We start from the raw sequence: 20,267 nt of genomic DNA on the forward strand, positions 1-20,267 counted from the left end.
ATGAAAAAAACATTACTACTTCTAGCACTTATTATATTTATTTCCTGTGAACAAGAAACGCAAAAAGCAGCAGATCTTATCATAGAAAATGCTACCATTTATACGGTTGATGAGCAGTTTTCAACAGCAACAGCACTTGCGGTAAAAGATGGTAAAGTCATTTTTACAGGAACTCAGGACGAATTAATAGCTGAGAACTTCAATGCTTCAGAAACTATTGATGCAAATGGTAAATTTATTTATCCTGGATTAATAGACGCACACTGTCATTTTTATGGATTAGGGCAACAACTGCAAAGAGTAGATCTAGTAGGAACAACAAGTTACGATGAGGTGATTCAAAAGGTAACAGACTTTCAAAACGAGAAAAATAAACCATTTATCATAGGACGTGGATGGGATCAAAACGATTGGGATGTAAAAGAGTTTCCAACTAATCAAGAGCTCAATGAACTTTTTCCTGATACTCCAGTGGCTTTAACTCGTATCGATGGTCATGCGATGATTGCAAACGATGCGGCGTTAAAATTGGCTGGAATCGATACAGATACCGATCCATTTGGTGGAGCGATTGAACAAAAGGATGGAAAACTTACCGGTATTCTTGTAGATAATCCTATGGAATTAGTAGAAGCTGTTTTTCCAAAAGAATCAACCCAAGAAACCATTAAGTCTTTGATGGATGCTCAAGATATCAATTTCAGTTATGGAATCACTACGGTAGACGATGCTGGATTGATGCGATCTACTATTGAAACCATAGACAGTTTACAACAAGATGGAGCTTTGAAAATGAAGATTTATGCGATGATTTCAAATACTCCAGAAAACTTAGATTTTTACTTAACAAAGGGAATTGTAAAAACAGATCGTTTAAATGTGAGATCTGTTAAATTTTATGCAGATGGTGCTTTGGGTAGTCGTGGCGCTGCAATGAAAGAAGAATATACCGATAAGCACAATCATTTTGGCGCATTATTGAGCAGTGTTAAGGATTTTAAAGGAATTGCAAAACGCATTGCTAAGTCAAATTATCAAATGAACACACATGCGATAGGTGACAGTGCAAATTATGTAGTACTTCAAGCTTATAAGGAGTTGCTAGATGGTAAAAAAGATAGAAGATGGCGTGTAGAACATGCGCAAATTGTGGACCCAAATGACTTTGATTTATTTGACGAAGAAAACATACTTCCATCAGTGCAACCTACGCATGCAACGAGTGATATGTATTGGGCTGAAGATCGAGTAGGAGATGAAAGAATTAAAGGAGCTTATGCTTATAAAAAGTTATTAGGAGAATCAAAAATGCTAGCATTAGGAACTGATTATCCTGTAGAGCAAGTAAATCCGTTTTTGACTTTTTATGCTGCTGTAGCTAGAAAAGATACTAGCGGTTATCCAGAAGAAGGTTTCAGACCAGAGCAAGCACTTTCTCGCGAAGAAGCCTTAAGAGGTATGACCATTTGGGCAGCGTATTCTAACTTTGAAGAAAACGAAAAGGGAAGTCTAGAAATAGGCAAAGCTGCAGACTTTATTATGCTAGATCAAGACTTAATGGAAGTTGCCATAGATCAAGTTCCTAATATGAAAGTTGCAGCTACTTATTCTAATGGGGAATTAGTTTATTCCTCTAAATAAGCTTTCTCTTTTAACTTCCAGTCTAAGTATTTATGAAGATCTGTTTCTATCCAGCCTGTTACAAACGATAAAACGGTTAAGTCATCAACAAAACCCAAAACCGGAATAAAATCTGGAATTAAATCCAGCGGGCTGAAAACATATAACAGACCTGTAGTTATCGCTGCAATGGTAAACCATGGAATCTCGGTATAAATGCCTTTGCGGTAATCTTTTATCATCATGAACATGATCTTACCTAGCTTAGCATATTTTTTAAGAAAGCCAGCATTTGCAATGGTAGCAGAGATGCTTTCCTCTTTTTCTATGGCAGCATCCACATCTTCTACAGTTGCTTCTTCCACCGCATCTAAGGTGTATTGTTCGTCTGGTAAATTTATTTTTTTTCTGAATAATCTCATGAGGCAAATATTTGGTTAAAATCTTTAAAAGACTTGAATTCTAGAGAATTTCCGCTAGGATCCTGAAAAAACATGGTCGCTTGCTCGCCAGGTAATCCTTCAAATCGTATATACGGCTCGATAATAAATTCCACGCCTTTTTCTTTTACCGCTTTCGCGAAAGCGTGAAAAACATCCCACTCTAACACAACGCCAAAATGTGGAATAGGAACGGCTTTACCGTCTACAGCATTTATAGCTGCTTTTTGTGCCTCTTCAGTCACATGAATAACGAGTTGATGGCCGAAGAAATCAAAGTCGACCCAATGGTCAGAACTGCGGCCTTCCTTGCAGCCTAATACATCACGATAAAAGTCGCGAGTTGTAGTAATTTCTTTAACTGGAATGGCAAGGTGAAATGGAGTTAGTTTCATTTAATGGACTTTTGTTTGATATAAAAATATACGATGGCAACTATGGTGTTTCCTAACACAACTGGTAAAATACTATAAGATATTAAAGAGGTTAATGATCTCAAATAATCTTCAGAGCCTATGCTTAAAATGCTGTAAATAACAAACAGTAAAAAGAAAATTATAGATAGGGTTCTAAAATATGCGTTTACAAAACCACGTAAATTTCTTTTAATCATCTGAACTTAAATTAAAACACAAAGCCAGCTTAAATATAAGCTGGCTTTATGAGTTTTACTGTTATCTTAATTATAAAATACCATCTACGATTCCGTATTCTACAGCTTCTTCTGCACCTAGCCAGTAATCGCGATTAAAATCTTTCATTACTTTTTCAAAGCTTTGACCACAATTATCTGCAAGGATTTGTGCACTTAATTCTTTAGTTTTAAGAATTTCGTTAGCGGTAATTTCTATATCCGCACTGGTACCTCTAGCGCCTCCACTAGGCTGGTGTATCATCACACGACCGTGTTTTTGAATCATACGACGTCCTTTTTCTCCACCAGATAATAAAATGGATCCCATAGATGCTGCAAGTCCACTACAAACGGTACTTACCGGACTTTTAATTTCTCTCATGGTATCGTAAATAGAAAACCCAGCAGTTACATAACCACCAGGGCTGTTGATCACAAAAGTAATTTCTTCATTACTTAGTGAATCTAGGTACAATAAACGATCCACACAGTGTCTTGCCGTTTTATCATCTACCATTCCCCAAATGAAAAGCTTGCGCTGTTCTATATAGTTTTCATCTATTTTATCTTGAAGTTTAAATACTTTACTCATCAATTTTATTTTGGGTTAAAAATAAGGAATCTTAAAATTATATAGAGATCATTTAACAATACTATATTGCCTCACCTTCATGGCCATACTCGTTCTTATAAATTTTTACCAGCAATAAGAATAGGCTTACTAGTAATGGACCAAATATAAGACCGATAAATCCAAAAATAGGTACACCTACTACTACGCCTATAAGGGTAACTAAGGGATGAACATCTGCTAGTCGTTTTTGAACAACTAAGCGGAATAAATTATCGGTAGAGCCCACTACAATAGCGCCGTAGACTAAAATACCTATTGCTGCTCCCGTATCTCCTTGTGCAAAAAGTAAAATACAAACAGGTAATATACCTAAGGCCGTTCCTACGAAGGGAATCATACTACCTATTACAGTTATTACAAACCAGAAAAACGGATTTTCAACTCCAAAAATAAAATAACCTATAAGGGCAACTATTCCTTGCAGTAAAGCAACTAACGGGATTCCAATTGCGTTAGACTTTACTAAATCGATACTTTCTTTTCCTATGGTTTTTATATTTTTCTCTTTTAGCGGCATGTAGTCCAGTGAAGCTTTAAGCCATTTCTCGCGCTCAACAAGCATAAAATAAAGCAGGAAAAACATAATTCCTACTGCAATGAAAACAGTAAGGCTTGAGTTTGCAAGACTTTGAAGGTTTTCTGATGCCCAGCTGCTCAAATCTTCAGAATTTATGCGGTCAGACAAATTCATGCCAACTAGCTGTTCGGCTTTGCCTATTTGTGCTTTTACGGTTTCTGTAATTTCTTTACTGTTATCAATGGCGTTTTTAATTTTAGAACTCATCATAAGCCCAATTCCTGCAATAGGAAGCAGTATAATTATGAAAGACAAAGTAATAAGAGAAGAAGCGGCAAGTGATGGTCTCCACTTTTTTCTTTCTAGCCAGTTTTGAATAGGTTCTAATAATACGTAAAGTGTTATTGCTCCTAAAACGCCACCTAAATAAGGCAATAAGTTGGTTCCTATTAGTAAGAGAATAGTTATGATTACAATCAGAATGAATAACTGACGGATCTTGGTAGTTGGAATCTGTTTAGACATACTTTAATTATTGCGCAATGCTTGAATCAGTTCTTCTTTATTCATTTTAGAACGTCCTTTTATATCAGGTTCTTTTGCTTGATCGTATAGTTCTTCTTTTGTGCGATCTTCATAATTGCTTGCATTACCGCCTTTTTTACCGGCGTTGGCTGTATTTGCTATGCGAGCAGCTTTTTCTTTGCTATATCCTTTTTCAACTAAAGCATCGTATTGATCTTCATTTTTTATACTAGGTCGTCCCATTTTTTTATTTTAAATATAAAGAAGTGATGACTTGCCTTGGGTTAAGAAAATGATAATTAAGCTTCTTTAAGAAATGTTATTACTTCATCTATTACCTCTTGAGTATATAAACTATGCCCACCTGTTTGAGAGGTATATGTAGTAGCTAGCGGCATGGCTTCAGCAATTTCATCCATAGCTTTATAAGGAACGATTAAGTCATCTGGATTATGAACGACTAAGGCTGGAACTTTTATAACCTTTGCAAAATTTGCTGCACAAAACTCTTCAATGTGAAAGCCAAACTTACTTTTGAGAGAATTATTTAAGCTATTATAAACAGAATTGTTGAAACTGGTAAGGCTTTGATAACCTCGCATGATCACTTCTAGACGATTAGGGCTGCCTAAAAAGACAAACTTTTCTATAAATTCATGTACAGATTGCGATTCTTGAAAAATGGTTGCCATTGCTCCTACACTATGTGCAATAACTATCTTAGGCTGGTACAGTTCTATGGTATCTTTTATAATTCTAGAATATTTTACCGCAGTAAATAAATTACCGTCGCTAGCACCATGAGCTGGAGCGTCAATACTTAAAATATTATAGTCTAGTTTTTGTAATGGTTCAATTAAATACTTCCATCGATAACTATTAGATTCCCATCCATGATTAAGTAATACTGTAGGGCCATTTCCTTTCCAGTGATATAATGTGAACAGTCCATCTTCAAAAGCTATTTGTTGCGTTCGAGCGGTAGATAGAAACTCTTTTTGATGAGGTAAAATCTTTCCTTTACGAGGGATGCTAAAAACTCTTAACGCAAGATCAGCAGATTTTTCTTTAGAAAATAAGTGAAGTATGTTAAAGTAAAAGCCATACATCTTAGGTATGGCTTTTTGTAATAATTTTTTCATGTAAAAAGTTCTTACCAGGATACAAACATGTATTGTGGTTTTGTATCTCCAGGAATCATTGTTTTTTCAATTTTTGCGCTAATATCAAATTTCACATCCGTAGGCAATTCATCTTTTGAAATAGAGAAGTAAAAATTTTGATCATTAACCCATATTACGGCGTCATCGATCATGTTATCTACACTACTCACTTTATAAGCAGCGCTTATTTCTTTGAAGGTGCTGTTTTTTGTAATTCCTTCTAGTGTAGTGTAGCGGTCGTCACGTATGATTATATTTTCTATAGTAGCAGTGCTGTCTAAAGCTTCACTTGGGGTAAGAGTTAACAAGTGAGCGCCACCTTTTTCATAAATCTCAATTAAGTTTGCACCATTACTAAATTCATCGCCCTTAACTGATCTTACGATACTGTCGTTTGCATAAATACTGTCCAGCTGATGAACTTGCATACCTTTAGTTAAATGTCCTACACGGTCTTTGTTCCATTCAAATGGATCTTGTTCCTTAGTACAACTTGCTAAAACTATAATTAATGTAAGTACTCCGATTACTTTTTTCATAGGATGTGTTAAAAATGTAAAATTACAATTGATAGAATAACTATGCGAGTTTTGTGATGACAAATGTACTATTTGTTTCACCGTTTAAGGCTATTTTATTTGAGAGCCTTACCTAAAATACCCATTACGCCTCTTATAAATGATGCACTTGTGAGGACCTTAATAAGTGGATTTTGTCTTGTGCTTGATCGTGATCTAGAAGTTCTAGAGGCTTTAGCTTTTTCTTTTGCTGCTTTCTCCTTTACTTCTTCTTCATTTGCTTTCTCAATTTTTTCTTGCAGCAGTTCTTCTGCACTTTCTCTATTGATTTCTTCGTTGTATTTATCAGTTAACTCAGAGTCAGCGATTAGATCACTCAATTCTCGGTCAGTAAGAACATCCATTCTACTTTCTGGGGCTCTCAATAATGTAGCTGCTAGCGGGCTCGGTCTTCCTTTTTCGTCTAGGGCACTTATTAACGCTTCACCTATTCCTAGAGATGTTAATACTTCAGCAGTGTCATAATAATCAGTTACAGGATAGTTTTGAGCGGTAAGTTTGATTGCTTTTCTATCTTTAGCAGTAAAAGCTCTTAATGCGTGTTGAACTTTTAAACCTAGCTGGCTTAATACACCATCTGGTATGTCCGTCGGATTTTGAGTTACAAAGTATAGTCCTATTCCTTTGGAGCGTATCAACTTTACAATACTTTCAATTTGATCTAATAATGCTTTACTGGCATTATCAAATATTAAATGCGCTTCATCTATAAAAAGAATTAATTCTGGCTTATCACTATCACCTTGTTCAGGAAATGTAGAATAAATCTCTGCAAGTAGACTCAACATAAAAGTAGAAAATAGCTTTGGTCTGTCTTGAATGTCTGTCAGACGTATGACGTTTACATATCCATGACCATTATTATCTTTACGTACTAAATCTTGCACCTCAAAACTACGTTCACCAAAAAAGCGTTGCGCGCCTTGTTGTTCTAGTTCAATTAATTTTCTAAGTATAGCTCCTGTGGAAGAAGTGGAAATGCGACCATATGCTGCTTGAAACTCTTCTTTACCTGCGCCAGTAGCATAATGCAGTACTTTTTTAAGGTCTTCTAGATCTAGAAGAGGCAATTTATTATCATCACAATACTTGAAAACGACAGATATGATCCCAGCTTGAGTTTCTGTTACATCCAGTATACGTGAAAGAAGCACTGGTCCAAATTCACTCACCGTTGCTCTCATTTTAATACCATCTTGCTCAGAGATGGTCATGATCTCTACTGGTGATTTTCTCTTCTTAAATTCTAAACCTATCTTCTCATGACGCTCATCAATTTTTTCATGTCCCGGACTTTCTGCTGCGATTCCAGATAGGTCACCTTTAATATCCATAAGCAAAGACGGTACTCCATGTTGAGAGAGTTGCTCTGCGATTATTTGAAGCGTTTTTGTTTTACCAGTACCAGTTGCTCCAGCAATTAGCCCATGGCGGTTCATTGTTTTCAAAGGAATCTTCACATGAGCGTTTGTTAATGTTTCTCCGTCAAGCATTGCAGCGCCCATGGTTATAGACTCGCCTTTAGGTGTGTAGCCTTCAGTGATGTATTTAAAAAACTCTTCTTTTTGAGACATTATAAGATATTTTGTTAGGCAAAAATACATGATTGAAAACGTAAATGGCAAATAGCATGCGCCTAACAGCCTTTGCTTGTATTAAAACGTTATGAAATATGGAAAACAATTGCTAAAACGTATCTTTGCAACATGCTAGAAAAAAACATACAGCAACAAGTGGAGAAAGGTACCATGTTACCTTTAATGGAAGAGTTTTACACGATTCAAGGTGAAGGTTATCATACAGGTCGTGCAGCCTATTTTATTAGGGTAGGTGGCTGTGATGTAGGTTGTCACTGGTGCGATGTTAAGGAAAGTTGGGCACCAGAAAAACATCCGCCTACTAGTGTAGATCATATAGTTTCTAATGCTGCTAAGTATAGTAAAACTATCGTTGTTACAGGAGGAGAGCCACTTACATGGAATATGGAACCGCTTACTGCTGGATTGAAAAATGCAGGTTTAGATGTCCATATTGAAACTAGTGGTGCCTATCCTTTAACAGGTCATTGGGACTGGATATGTTTGTCTCCTAAAAAAGCAAAGATGCCGCTTCAGGAGGTTTATGAAGCAGCTCACGAGTTAAAAGTTATCGTTTATAATCGTCATGATCTCGCTTTCGCGAAAGCGGAATCAGAAAAAGTATCATCTCATTGCAAGCTGTTTTTACAACCAGAATGGTCTGTACGAGAAAAAATGATACCGTTTATTACTGAATTTGTGATGGAAAATCCAGAATGGCAAGTCTCCTTACAAACGCATAAGTATTTAAATATTCCTTAGGATCCAGCAATTTCAAACTCTAGACTTGCTATAGTTTCATCCCAACCTAAGAAAAGAATAGCGCCGTTATTTTGTTCTAAAAAACTTATTGAAAAAGACTCTATTTCTTGAGGTGATGGTATAATTTCCATAGGACATTTAAGTATGTCTTTTTCAGGGTCGTGTTCAGTCCCAAGTTGTGTGGTAGCAGTGTTAAGAATAAAACTCCACTGATTTTGTCCTGGGATGGTATAAATCGAGTAACTGCCAGCTTTGATAATTTGGTTATTAATAATTACATCTTTGTAAAAAGCAATCTCTGTAGCTTCATTTGCTCCAGTTCTCCATAATTTATTGTAGGGTACCAGCTTACCAAAAATCTCACGATCTCTTTTAGACGGGCGGCTATAAATCACTCTTGCTACAGCATTTTTATTTGTATCTCGATACATCACCACATCTAGAGGGCTTTTATCTAATTCTGAAAAAGAAAGCGAGTTATCATCTTGTGCATAAATGAATGCAGAAGAGAATAAGAATAATGATAATAAAAATAAGTTTTTCATAGAAGGAAAGATTTAGTTCTGTGAGTTAAATTAAGCAATATTAATGCCAGTTACCTATTAATAATTTGTTAATAACTTAAGGTGGTAATTTAATGCTTAGCTCCTATAAACATTAGTGGTTTCTTATCTTTGTGTATTACCCATATAAGAGTACAAATCATACATATTTATGAGCGAAGAAAATAAAGGAAATTACGGCGCAGATCAAATACAAGCGCTGGAAGGAATGGAGCACGTACGTATGCGCCCGTCTATGTATATAGGTGATGTAGGAGTGCGAGGTTTACACCATTTAGTATATGAAGTTGTAGATAATTCAATCGACGAAGCCCTTGCTGGACATTGTGATAACATTACTGTTAAGATTAATGAAGATAATAGTATCACGGTTACCGATGATGGACGTGGAATACCTGTAGATATTCATAAGAAAGAAGGAGTGTCTGCACTACAAGTGGTAATGACTAAAATAGGCGCAGGAGGAAAGTTTGATAAAGATTCTTATAAAGTTTCTGGAGGTCTTCATGGTGTAGGAGTAAGTTGTGTAAATGCATTGTCAGATCATTTAAAAGCTACTGTTTATCGTGATGGTAAAATATGGGAGCAAGAGTATGAGCGCGGTAAAGCTATGTATCCTGTTAGAGCTATAGGTGATACTGATAAAAGAGGTACTGATGTAACTTTTACTCCAGATCGTTCCATATTTCAACAGACCATAGAGTATAACTATGAGACACTAGCAAATAGGTTGCGTGAGCTTGCCTTTTTAAATAAAGGTATCAAGATCATACTTACTGATGCTAGAAGGAAAGATGAAGAAGGTAATCACATTACAGAGGTATTTCAATCTGAAGAAGGTTTAAAAGAGTTTATTAGATTCTTAGACGATACTCGTAGTCCTATTATTGAGGATGTAATCTCTATGGAAGGAGAGAAGAATGGTATTCCTGTAGAAGTGGCAATGATTTATAACGATAGTTATTCTGAAAATTTACACTCCTATGTTAATAATATCAATACCCATGAAGGTGGAACTCATCTCGCTGGTTTCCGCCGTGGTTTAACCTCTACTCTAAAAAAGTATGCAGATGGTTCTGGATTGCTAGATAAATTGAAATTTGATGTTTCTGGAGATGATTTCCGTGAAGGGTTAACTGCAATTGTTTCGGTTAAAGTACAAGAACCTCAATTTGAAGGACAGACTAAAACTAAACTAGGGAACCGAGAAGTGACTAGTGCTGTTTCTCAAGCTGTTTCTCAAATGCTTGAAGATTATCTTGAAGAGCATCCTAATGATGCCAAGACGATAGTTCAAAAAGTGATACTTGCTGCTACAGCACGTCACGCTGCTCGCAAAGCTCGTGAAATGGTGCAACGTAAGACAGTGATGAGCGGTGGTGGATTACCTGGTAAACTCTCAGACTGTTCTGAAACAGATCCTACACTTTGTGAAGTATTTCTTGTTGAGGGAGATTCTGCAGGTGGAACGGCAAAGCAAGGTCGTGATCGTGAGTTTCAAGCTATTCTACCATTAAGAGGTAAAATTCTTAATGTAGAAAAAGCAATGCAGCACAAGGTTTTTGAAAATGAAGAAATACGTAATATTTATACAGCCTTAGGTGTAACTATAGGAACTGAAGAAGATTCTAAAGCATTGAACCTTTCTAAGCTGCGTTATCACAAAATAGTTATTATGTGTGATGCAGATATTGATGGGTCGCACATTGCAACCTTAATTCTTACTTTCTTCTTTAGATACATGAAAGAACTTGTTGAAGCTGGATACATATATATCGCTACACCACCGCTTTACCTAGTAAAGAAAGGTGCTAAAAAACGTTATGCTTGGTCAGATAAAGAACGTGATCAGATTGCTGAAAGTTTTGGTAATGGTGCAGCTATACAACGATACAAAGGTCTTGGTGAGATGAATGCAGATCAACTTTGGGACACTACTATGAATCCAGAGTTCAGAACATTGAGACAAATTAGCATTGAAAGCCCAGCAGAGGCAGATCGTGTATTCTCTATGTTAATGGGTGATGAAGTGCCGCCGCGTAGAGAGTTTATTGAGAAGAATGCTATTTATGCAAATATTGATGCTTAATATCTTATAATTTAAATTTTGAATAAAGCCTTTGAGAGATCAAAGGCTTTTTTTAACTACATAGATTATGAGGAAATTATTGCTTAATGTGTAAAAGATCTAAAAGGAATAAATTTGCGTAATTAAGTATAAACATCCCTAGATATGAAAAATAGATATTTTGTCATCTTTATGATTTTAAGTAGTGGCCTATTAACGGCACAAAATGGATTTTCAGATATTCTTGCAGCTGGTGTAGAGGCTGGAGAACGGTTTTCAAATTCATATATGACTCCAGCAGCAGAGGCTTTTAATTACAATTTAAGTTCTGGATGGTACGATGATGCCAAAGTGCTAAAGCCCGGTAAGTTCAAGATACAATTAAAAGCTCAGGCTACATTTTCACCTTCTGATAGAAAATCTTTTATTCTAGATCCAGAAGAATATGAGGAAATTATACAGAGAAGTTATGATAATACAAATAATCCTCCTGCAAATATTGAAGTTGTCTTTGGAGATGGTAGTTCTTCTCCTAGATCTGTAGCTACAGCTTTAGGTGAAAATGTCATGAATCAACAACTTATTATAAGAAGTAGAGAAGCTACAACTGGGTTTTTACTACAAGAAGATGTAATCAATTTACCTAATGGAATAGGAAACGAAGGTCTCGATGTTATTCCGACTGCATTTATTCAGGTAGGCGTAGGAATAGGAGCTGGACTAGAATTAAAAGGACGTATTATTCCAGAAGTAACTATAGATGAGGCTAAAACAGATTTGTATGGTGTAGGCTTGCAATGGGAATTATCTCAGTTGCTATCTTCTGATCAAAATGGCTTCCCGCTTAACATCTCTGTTTTAGGAGGTCTTACAAGGCTTAATGCCTCCTATGATTTTGAAGACGGTGCTGTAGTCGATGGTGAAAATCAGTCTATTGAAACTAAGATCAATAGTTTTAATTTTTCTGCAATTGTAGGAACAAATAGGAAAGTTCTCAATTTTTATGGCGGATTAAACTATAATTTAGGTAATACACAAACCGACCTATTAGGTACATATAGTTTTAATTCAAATACTGTCATTTTTCCTGTTGCAGCTACAGTAGAAGATCCTTTTTCTGTAGATACTAACGTCAGTGGTTTCTTAGGAACTGTGGGAGCAAAACTTACATTAGGCGCATTCAATGTTAGTGCCGATTATACTTTTGGCGAGTTTAGTACGGCAAGTGCGTCCTTATTTTTCAGAATATAATAAAACGCGTCTTAAAAGAGCGGCAAACCATTAGTTTTAAGAAGTCTTTACCTTGTTATAACATACCTTTTGTTTATTTTTGAAGGTGTCTAAAAAGGCGCTAATTAACAATCAAATTTAAAAGAAAATAACATGAAAGTTACCGTAGTAGGAGCAGGCGCAGTAGGCGCTAGTTGTGCAGAGTATATTGCAATTAAAGACTTTGCAAGTGAAGTAGTATTACTAGATATTAAAGAAGGTTTTGCCGAAGGTAAAGCAATGGATTTAATGCAAACAGCGTCATTAAATGGTTTTGATACTAAAATCACAGGTGCAACAAATGATTACTCAAAAACTGCTGGTAGCGATATCGCTGTTATTACATCTGGAATTCCTCGTAAACCAGGAATGACTCGTGAAGAATTAATAGGTATCAACGCAGGTATCGTAAAGTCGGTTTCAGAAAGTCTTGTAAAGCATTCTCCAGATGTGATTTTAATCGTGGTTTCAAACCCTATGGATACTATGACTTACCTTGCTCATAAAGTAACTGGGCTTCCTAAAAATCGCATCATAGGAATGGGTGGTGCCTTAGATAGTGCGCGTTTTAAATACCGTCTTGCTGAGGCTCTTGAAGCTCCTATTTCTGATGTTGATGGAATGGTTATAGGTGGGCATTCTGATAAAGGAATGGTACCATTAACACGTCTTGCAACTCGCAACTCTGTACCAGCTAGTGAATTCTTATCTGATGAAAGATTAGATCAAGTACTTCAAGATACTAAAGTAGGTGGAGCAACACTTACAGGACTTTTAGGAACTAGTGCATGGTACGCTCCAGGTGCTGCTGTATCTGGTCTTGTACAAGCGATTGCTTGTGACCAAAAGAAAATTTTCCCATGTAGTGTTTTATTAGATGGTGAGTACGGACTTTCTGACCTATGTATAGGTGTGCCAGTAGTTCTAGGTAGAAATGGTATTGAGAAAATTGTAGAAATAAACCTTAGCGATAAAGAGAAAGATGCTCTTCAAGAAAGCGCTGCAGGTGTTAAGAAAACTAATGAATTGATTTAAAATCAGTTCTTTACTAATTAAAACCGCTCTTTTTAGAGCGGTTTTTTTTGTGTTTTTTTCTTAAATACTTGATTTTGTTTTTATTATAGTAACAGTTACGCTTTCGCGAAAGCGATATAAGGGCAAATCATTTTTACTATAGTATTAATTAAATTCCACAAGTGTTTATCCGGCATGTAATTAATTATGTCTATGACATTTAATAGAAGTTGAATTCTTTATATTTGGCTCGTGAAAATGAAATGGTACATAGGTGCGTTGATCGCATTAGTTTCTTTATTTGTTGTGGAACAGCATAGTAAAGAAGCGCCTAATCAAGAGATTGTTGTTTCTTTTGATGCATTAAATGATCAACTAAGTGAAGAAACCAAATCGTTTATTACCTCTCAGCTCACACAATTAGGAGCAGAGAACATTGCTGTCGTTATTAACAAAAATGATCAGCTTATTATTACTTATTACAGTGAACTACCTGTCTACGATATTAGAGGCTCTCTTTTTACTGTTACGAATGATGAAGAACTTGTTAATCATTTGAGAATTAAAAAATCAGAAGGCTCCTTGCCTGATGATGAGATAGATTTAACCTATCAAATTGATATTTATGAGATTAGTGAGCAGTTATCGTCTGGAATGGATGATGATGGGAAATCTTATTTTGAAATCAAGCAAGATTTTAACAGAGGCGCTCAAGTTCATTTTACTTACTTACAAGCTTCCTCCTTACATAAGCATGATTACTTATTTTCTACGACTTGCAAAGTAAGTCGACAAGTAAATCTAAGCTTTACAGACTCCTTATTTAAGATCCCAGAAGTGCGAGCTGGACCCATTTCTTAAATTTACTCTTCACATTATTATAGCTGCTACTAATGTAGTAGACACTTTAGATTTTGTTTTTCAATAAAACACAATCACAACAATTTATGGGCAAATGAATTGTCCATATCAATGGTAAATCTCATATTTGCCGACTTTTAAAATTTAACTTAAAAACAACAAAATCATGCAAAATAAAGGACTGATCCGTTTTTTCGCGATCATTTTTGCAATAGCTAGTATATACCAGCTTACCTACACATTTATTACAAATAAAGTAGAAAACGACGCAAGCGCTTACGCAAGTGCCGTAGTGAATGAAGATGCAGAAAATGCTGCTTCACTAAGAAGCGTAGCAGAAAAACAATACTTGGACTCCATCGCATCAAAGGATGTATGGGGTGGTTTTACCAACTATTCTGACGCAAAGAGCCAAGAACTTAAAAAAGGTCTTGACCTTAAAGGTGGTATTAACGTGATACTTCAGGTTTCTGTAAGAGACTTATTAACTGGAATGGCAGATGGTTCTAATGATCCTGCTTTTAACGCTGCACTTGATGCTGCTGATGAGCGCATAAAAGATGGTCAAGATGACTATTTCAATTACTTCATTGAAGAGTTTAATAAAATTGAAGGAGCAGAGCTTGCTTCTCCTGACATTTTTGCAAATCAAGAAATGCAAACTAGAGGGATCGAGTTTGAAATGACTAACGAGCAAACGGAAGAAATTCTAAGAGAAGAGCTTAAAGATTACATGACGAGTGCTTTTGATGTACTGAGAAAGCGTATTGACAAATTCGGTACTACTCAACCTAACTTACAGCAATTGGGTACTTCAGGCCGTATCTTAATAGAGTTACCTGGAGAAACTGATGTGAAACGTATCAAAGATATCTTAACCAAAGCGGCTCAATTAGAATTTTGGCAAGTTTATAAGGCAAATGAAATCTCTCCTTATCTATCTCAAGTAAATACTTACTGGGCAAATAAACTCGCTGCAGAAACTGAGGCTGTAGAAACTGAGGAAACTGTAACTGATGATGTAGCTGAACTTGCTGAAATTGAGCAGGATTCTACAGAAGCAGATCTAGGTGACTTATTAAACCAAGATGAAACAGCCGAAGTAGGAACTGAAGCAGATGTTGAAGAAAACTTTGATGATAATCCTATTTTTGGAAGAATACAAGCATTTCAAGGTCAAGGTGGTTTGATGGCTTTTAAAGAAAGCGATAAAGATTTAATTGATTCTTATTTGAACGATCCTCAAGCTAGAGGTTTGTTAACTGGAGAGCTACGTAACGTAAAATTTGCGTGGGGTTTACCTGTGCTAGCAGAGACTTTAGGATATGAAGTTGTTGAGCTTTATGCTTTAAAAGGAAATGCTCAAAACGAAGCACCTCTTTCAGGTGGTGTAATAACTGATGCGAGTCAACAATTCGGACCTAGCGGTGCGCCTGTAGTAAGTATGTCTATGAATGGTGAAGGCGCAAAGATCTGGGAAGACATGACTACCGAAGCATATAACAATCAGAATCAAGTATCTGTAGTTTTAGATAATACTGTTTACAGTGCGCCTAATGTTACTAACGGACCTATATCAGGTGGACAAACACAAATCTCAGGAAGTTTTACTATTGATGAAGCGAAAGATCTTGCAACTGTATTAAGAGCCGGTAAATTACCTGCAAAAGCAGAGATTATTCAAAGCGACGTTATCGGACCATCATTAGGACAAGAAGCAATCGATAGCGGTTTATGGTCATTTGGTATTGCATTGTTATTGGTTTTAATCTGGATGATTTTCTATTATGGCCGTGCAGGTTTATATGCAGATGTTGCCTTATTAGTTAACATCTTATTCATTTTTGGAGCTTTAGCTTCTTTAAAAGCAGTTCTTACTTTACCAGGTATTGCAGGTATCGTTTTAACCATCGGTATATCGGTAGATGCAAATGTTCTTATTTTTGAAAGAATACGTGAAGAGCTTGCAAAAGGTAAATCTCAAGCTGATAGTATCAAAGATGGTTTCAACAATGCTTTGAGTTCTATTATAGATGCAAACGTTACTACATTCTTAACAGCAGTTATACTTTACGTATTTGGTACAGGACCTATTCAAGGTTTTGCAACCACTTTAATGATAGGTATTCTTACTTCTTTATTTACAGCAATCTTTATTACAAGATTATTTGTAGACGGTTATGTAAGTAATGGAAAGACTATAGATTTCTCTACTGGTATTACTAAAAACTGGTTTAGAAATGTTAACATCGATTTCTTAAGTAAAAGAAAGATGGCTTACGTGATATCAGCAGTTTTGATTGTTGGTAGTTTAGCCTCTCTTGCAATCAATAAACTGAACTTAGGTATTGATTTTACTGGAGGACGTACCGCAATCGTAGGTTTTGCTCAAGACGTAAATGCGACTGAAATTACTAAGCAGTTAAGTGCAGATGATATCTTTGGTAGCGCAGAAGCAAAAACTTATGGATCTGATAACCAATTAAAGATAAGTACTAAATACGGTATTGATCGTGATGACAGTGTAGTGAGTCAAGAAATTGAAGATAAATTGTATCAAGTTTTACAACCTTATCTTCCAGAAGGAATGTCTCAAGCAGAGTTTGCAGATGTTAGTAATGAGAACAAGCAATATGGATTACGATCATCCTTTCAAGTAGGAGCAACTATTGCAGATGATATTTTAACAGGTTCACTTTATGCTATATTAGGTTCTTTAATAGTGGTGTTCTTATACATTTTAATTCGTTTCCGTAAATGGCAATTCTCTCTTGGTGCAGTAGTTGCGGTTTTCCACGATGTTATCATAGTATTAGGAGCGTTCTCGTTATTATATAAGTTTTTACCTTTTAATATGGAGATAGATCAAGCATTTATTGCTGCGATACTAACTGTAATAGGTTATTCACTTAACGATACCGTGGTTGTGTTTGATAGAATTCGTGAATTTATAAACGAGCGTACTAACTGGGATTTCCCTAGAACAGTAAATGGTGCGATAAGCAGTACGATTTCCCGTACCTTAAATACATCATTAACAACCTTAATAGTGTTATTAGCGATTTTCATATTTGGCGGTGAGTCTATCAAAGGATTTATGCTAGCATTAATTATAGGTGTTATAGTAGGTACCTATTCTTCAGTGTTTATAGCAACGCCGGTAATGTATGATACCATGAATAAATCAAAAGGTAAATTAGCACCTAAGCCATCAAAGGAAGAGAAAGAAGCTTAAATTTTAGTTTAAAGCATCTCTCATGATTGATTTAAAAACCGCTTGATATAGTCAAGCGGTTTTTTATTTCACACATCCTTATAATATTGTATTTTAGCTTTTAATGAAACTTGTTGAACAAATCGTTCATAGAAAAGTTAAAAACTTAATAATGAGTTTACATAATTCATTATTTTGCAATTAATATTTTACATCCAAAAAGCAATATCGTTCTCTTATGAAAAATTTAATCCTTAGCTGTTTAAGCATTCTCTTTTTTACAGCCATTGTCTCAGCTCAAGAAATTCCTATGGCAGATGGGAGATTAACCGTGTGTACAGGAAGTTTCACAGACTCTGGTGGTTTAACCGGAGACTATTCAAATAGTGAAGATTCTGTAATTACATTTTGTTCTCCTTTCACTACCGATGACATGCAAATTACTTTCAACTCATTTAACTTAGCCTCAGGTGACTTGTTATTTGTCTATGATGGTGAAGATACTTTGGCACCATTAATTGGAGTATATTTAGCAAGTAACTCACCTGGTACAGTTTTATCAAGTGCCGCAAATACTTCAGGATGTTTAACCTTTAGATTTAGATCTGACTCTTCAAATGTTAGTACTGGTTGGGAAGCCACAGTTTCATGTATAGATAACTGTCAGACCATAACAAGTTCAGTAACTTCAGTGCCAGCGCCAGATGCTGACGGTATAATTAGAATTTGTCAAGGTGAAACAGTAAACTTTACAGGTAGTGCAAATTTTAGTAATGATGCTACTGGTGCAACCTTTGAATTTTTATTATCAGATGGTACTATCGTTCCTGGAACAACTGCCTCAGAAACTTATGCAGGACCTGGTATTTACCGAGTGGATTATGTCGCTACGGACCCTACAGGCTGTAGAGATCGATCAATCGGTGAGTCTAGTGACGTTCTCATTCAGGTTTCTACTACTCCAGATTTTACTGGGACTGAAGCGGCAGATACATCTATTTGCTTTGGTGAATCGACTGATATCACTGGAATGGTTGAAACAGTAGAGTTTTTTGCAGATGTAGCTCCTCCTATTACAGGTCAGACATTTCTTCCTGACGGAAGTGGTGTAGCTTATCAAACGTGTATCGATGTAACTGGATTTAATGTAGGTACTACATTCCAAAGCGCCTCTGATTTACTTAGTTTATTCATTAATATGGAGCATTCTTATTTAGGAGATTTAGATATCATGCTTACTGCACCTAATGGGGCATCCATTCAACTGATCACATATCCTAATGGTACTGGTAATACATTTTTAGGAATTCCTATAGATGTAGATACCGACCTAAGTCCTGGAGTAGGATTTCAATATGATTTTACAGACGGAGCAACTCAAACCTTAGCTCAAGCCGCTGCTGGTGTAGGTACATTACCAGCTGGTAATTATGCGCCAGAAGATCCTTTTTCAACCTTCATAGGCTCGCCTTTAAATGGATTATGGTGTCTAGACATTGTTGATAATTTACGTAGTGATAATGGTTACATTTTTGAATGGGGAATTAATTTTAATCCTGCAATTATACCTACAGCAGGAAGTTATGAGCCTGGCGAAGTTGTTGAAGCCTGGGAAGCAAATCCGGACATAACAGCTACTAACGGTAATGTGATAACGGTTACTCCTACCACATCAGGACAAAATTGTTACGATTTTGATTTTACTGATAGCTTTGGCTGTACTTACACTGAAACTGTTTGTATCGATGTTGCTCCAGAACTAACTACTGCTGCACCTAACGATATTATAGTTTGTCAACCTTCTGGCGCTGCTACCATTGATTTAACAGCTCAAAATACTCAAGTACTTAATGGACTTGATGCAACACAATACTCGGTATCATTTTATAATGATTTTGCAAATGCAGATGCCGGAACTAATGCTATTATCATGCCAACAGCTTATGATGTGACTGGTGATGAAAGTGTATTTATTAGAGTAGAAGAAAACGCTTCTGGATGTTATGATGTAGTGCAACTAGATATTTTATATTCCACTGCCGAATATAACTTTGCTCCTGATTTAGAACTGTGTGAGGACCCTAGTGATGCTACTATTGTGCCAGTTTTTGATTTAGTAAGTCAAAATGCAACCATTCTAGGTTCTCAATCCTCTACAGAATTTAGAGTAGACTATTTTACATCTCAAGCAGATGCTGATTCTAATATGAATGTTATTGCAAATCCAGATTTCTATGCCTCCACGGGAGAAACAATCTATGTAAGAGTTTCAAATATTCAAGACCCTAACTGTTTTAATACAGGGATATTTGATTTGATAGTAAATGCGCCACCTACTATAGGAAACGCTCAAGATATTACTGAGTGTGATGAGTCACCTATTGATGGTTCAACGCCATTTGATTTCAGTATAAATGATGCAGCAATTTTAGATGGTCAGTCTTCAGCTGGATTTACTGTTTCATATCACACTTCTCAAACAGATGCAGATAGTGGAAGTAGTGCGCTATCGCCTAACGCTATAGTTTCAGCAGGTACTATTTATGCAAGGTTAGTAGATAATTCAACAGGTTGCTATAATACCTCTACTTTCAATTTTATAGTAGAGACTTGTGAGGTTGAGGTGCCTGAAGGTTTCTCTCCTAATGGTGATATGATTAATGATACCTTCTCGATTCCTGGAATCGATCAATACGATAAATTTGAATTAAAGGTATTTAATAGATTGGGCTCTGTAGTATATGAGACTAAAGCAAGTAACTATGTAGAGTTTGCAGGAATTCCTAATGCTGGCTTAAACTCTGGTGATGGACTTCTTCCAGTAGGAA

General features: G+C 36.0%; 18 protein-coding genes. 8 read left to right on the forward strand and 10 right to left on the reverse strand.

Translation table 11 applies throughout. The features are described from left to right. The gene (locus tag A9Q93_RS08070; RefSeq protein ID WP_303686877.1) at positions 1 to 1,641 is read left to right on the forward strand and encodes an amidohydrolase; all 1,641 of its coding nucleotides are present in this window, start codon (positions 1 to 3) and stop codon (positions 1,639 to 1,641) included. On the opposite strand, the gene A9Q93_RS08075 is transcribed toward A9Q93_RS08070, so the two are convergent. The 9 genes from A9Q93_RS08075 to A9Q93_RS08115 all read right to left on the reverse strand — a co-directional run bounded on the left by A9Q93_RS08075 (position 1,626) and on the right by A9Q93_RS08115 (position 7,685). After that, positions 1,626 to 2,042, reverse strand: coding sequence for a YkvA family protein (locus tag A9Q93_RS08075; protein WP_303686878.1), 417 nt, complete (start codon positions 2,040 to 2,042; stop codon positions 1,626 to 1,628). The two genes, A9Q93_RS08070 and A9Q93_RS08075, sit on opposite strands and share 16 nt — an antisense overlap. Next, a complete protein-coding gene (locus A9Q93_RS08080; RefSeq protein ID WP_303686879.1) occupies positions 2,039 to 2,455 on the reverse strand; it encodes a VOC family protein in 417 nt (138 codons plus the stop codon). Before A9Q93_RS08080 ends, A9Q93_RS08075 begins: the two co-directional genes overlap by 4 nt. Beyond that, positions 2,452 to 2,673, reverse strand: a complete 222-nt coding sequence (locus A9Q93_RS08085) for a hypothetical protein (RefSeq protein WP_303686880.1) — start codon at positions 2,671 to 2,673, stop codon at positions 2,452 to 2,454. Before A9Q93_RS08085 ends, A9Q93_RS08080 begins: the two co-directional genes overlap by 4 nt. A gap of 70 nt (positions 2,674 to 2,743) precedes the next feature. Next, positions 2,744 to 3,286, reverse strand: a complete 543-nt coding sequence (locus A9Q93_RS08090) for a ClpP family protease (protein WP_015361057.1) — start codon at positions 3,284 to 3,286, stop codon at positions 2,744 to 2,746. 61 nt (positions 3,287 to 3,347) lie between these two features. Beyond that, the gene (locus tag A9Q93_RS08095) at positions 3,348 to 4,370 is read right to left on the reverse strand and encodes an AI-2E family transporter (protein ID WP_303686881.1); all 1,023 of its coding nucleotides are present in this window, start codon (positions 4,368 to 4,370) and stop codon (positions 3,348 to 3,350) included. A 3-nt stretch (positions 4,371 to 4,373) separates the two neighbouring features. Continuing rightward, entirely contained in the window at positions 4,374 to 4,613 is a 240-nt protein-coding gene (locus tag A9Q93_RS08100) for a Rho termination factor N-terminal domain-containing protein (RefSeq protein WP_303686882.1), read from the reverse strand. Between the two features lie 56 nt (positions 4,614 to 4,669). Continuing rightward, complete coding sequence (locus A9Q93_RS08105) at positions 4,670 to 5,512, reverse strand: alpha/beta hydrolase (RefSeq protein WP_303686883.1); 843 nt, start codon at positions 5,510 to 5,512, stop codon at positions 4,670 to 4,672. 11 nt (positions 5,513 to 5,523) lie between these two features. Next, on the reverse strand, positions 5,524 to 6,072 hold the full coding sequence (locus A9Q93_RS08110) for a hypothetical protein (protein WP_303686884.1): 549 nt from the start codon (positions 6,070 to 6,072) through the stop codon (positions 5,524 to 5,526). A gap of 95 nt (positions 6,073 to 6,167) precedes the next feature. Then, positions 6,168 to 7,685 carry a helicase HerA-like domain-containing protein gene (locus A9Q93_RS08115; protein ID WP_303686885.1) on the reverse strand — a complete coding sequence of 506 codons (1,518 nt, stop codon included), beginning with the start codon at positions 7,683 to 7,685 and terminating at the stop codon, positions 6,168 to 6,170. 132 nt (positions 7,686 to 7,817) lie between these two features. Here A9Q93_RS08115 and A9Q93_RS08120 point away from each other — a divergent pair, with 132 nt between their 5' ends. Then, a complete protein-coding gene (locus A9Q93_RS08120) occupies positions 7,818 to 8,450 on the forward strand; it encodes a 7-carboxy-7-deazaguanine synthase QueE (protein ID WP_303686886.1) in 633 nt (210 codons plus the stop codon). Here A9Q93_RS08120 and A9Q93_RS08125 read toward each other — a convergent pair. Continuing rightward, entirely contained in the window at positions 8,447 to 8,995 is a 549-nt protein-coding gene (locus tag A9Q93_RS08125) for a DUF2911 domain-containing protein (protein ID WP_303686887.1), read from the reverse strand. The two genes, A9Q93_RS08120 and A9Q93_RS08125, sit on opposite strands and share 4 nt — an antisense overlap. A 169-nt stretch (positions 8,996 to 9,164) precedes the next feature. On the opposite strand from A9Q93_RS08125, the gene gyrB reads away from it, so the two are divergent. The 6 genes from gyrB to A9Q93_RS08155 form a co-directional block, all read left to right on the forward strand. Next, positions 9,165 to 11,102 (forward strand): DNA topoisomerase (ATP-hydrolyzing) subunit B, encoded by a 1,938-nt coding sequence (gene gyrB / locus A9Q93_RS08130; RefSeq protein ID WP_303686888.1) that lies wholly within the window; start codon positions 9,165 to 9,167, stop codon positions 11,100 to 11,102. Between the two features lie 144 nt (positions 11,103 to 11,246). Further along, complete coding sequence (locus A9Q93_RS08135; protein WP_303686889.1) at positions 11,247 to 12,332, forward strand: DUF6588 family protein; 1,086 nt, start codon at positions 11,247 to 11,249, stop codon at positions 12,330 to 12,332. Positions 12,333 to 12,464: 132 nt separating this feature from the next. After that, complete coding sequence (gene mdh / locus A9Q93_RS08140; protein ID WP_303686890.1) at positions 12,465 to 13,385, forward strand: malate dehydrogenase; 921 nt, start codon at positions 12,465 to 12,467, stop codon at positions 13,383 to 13,385. Between the two features lie 237 nt (positions 13,386 to 13,622). Beyond that, positions 13,623 to 14,225: a hypothetical protein gene (locus tag A9Q93_RS08145; protein WP_303686891.1), complete on the forward strand. Its 603-nt coding sequence runs from the start codon at positions 13,623 to 13,625 to the stop codon at positions 14,223 to 14,225. Between the two features lie 166 nt (positions 14,226 to 14,391). Beyond that, the gene (secDF, locus tag A9Q93_RS08150; RefSeq protein WP_303686892.1) at positions 14,392 to 17,460 is read left to right on the forward strand and encodes a protein translocase subunit SecDF; all 3,069 of its coding nucleotides are present in this window, start codon (positions 14,392 to 14,394) and stop codon (positions 17,458 to 17,460) included. 217 nt (positions 17,461 to 17,677) lie between these two features. Then, positions 17,678 to 20,267, forward strand: a 2,590-nt coding sequence (locus A9Q93_RS08155; RefSeq protein WP_303686893.1) for a gliding motility-associated C-terminal domain-containing protein, incomplete at its 3' end; no start/stop codon positions are given.

Origin of the sequence: Nonlabens dokdonensis (genome assembly GCF_002162835.1) — a bacterium.
GTDB classification, from domain to species: domain Bacteria; phylum Bacteroidota; class Bacteroidia; order Flavobacteriales; family Flavobacteriaceae; genus Nonlabens; species Nonlabens dokdonensis_B.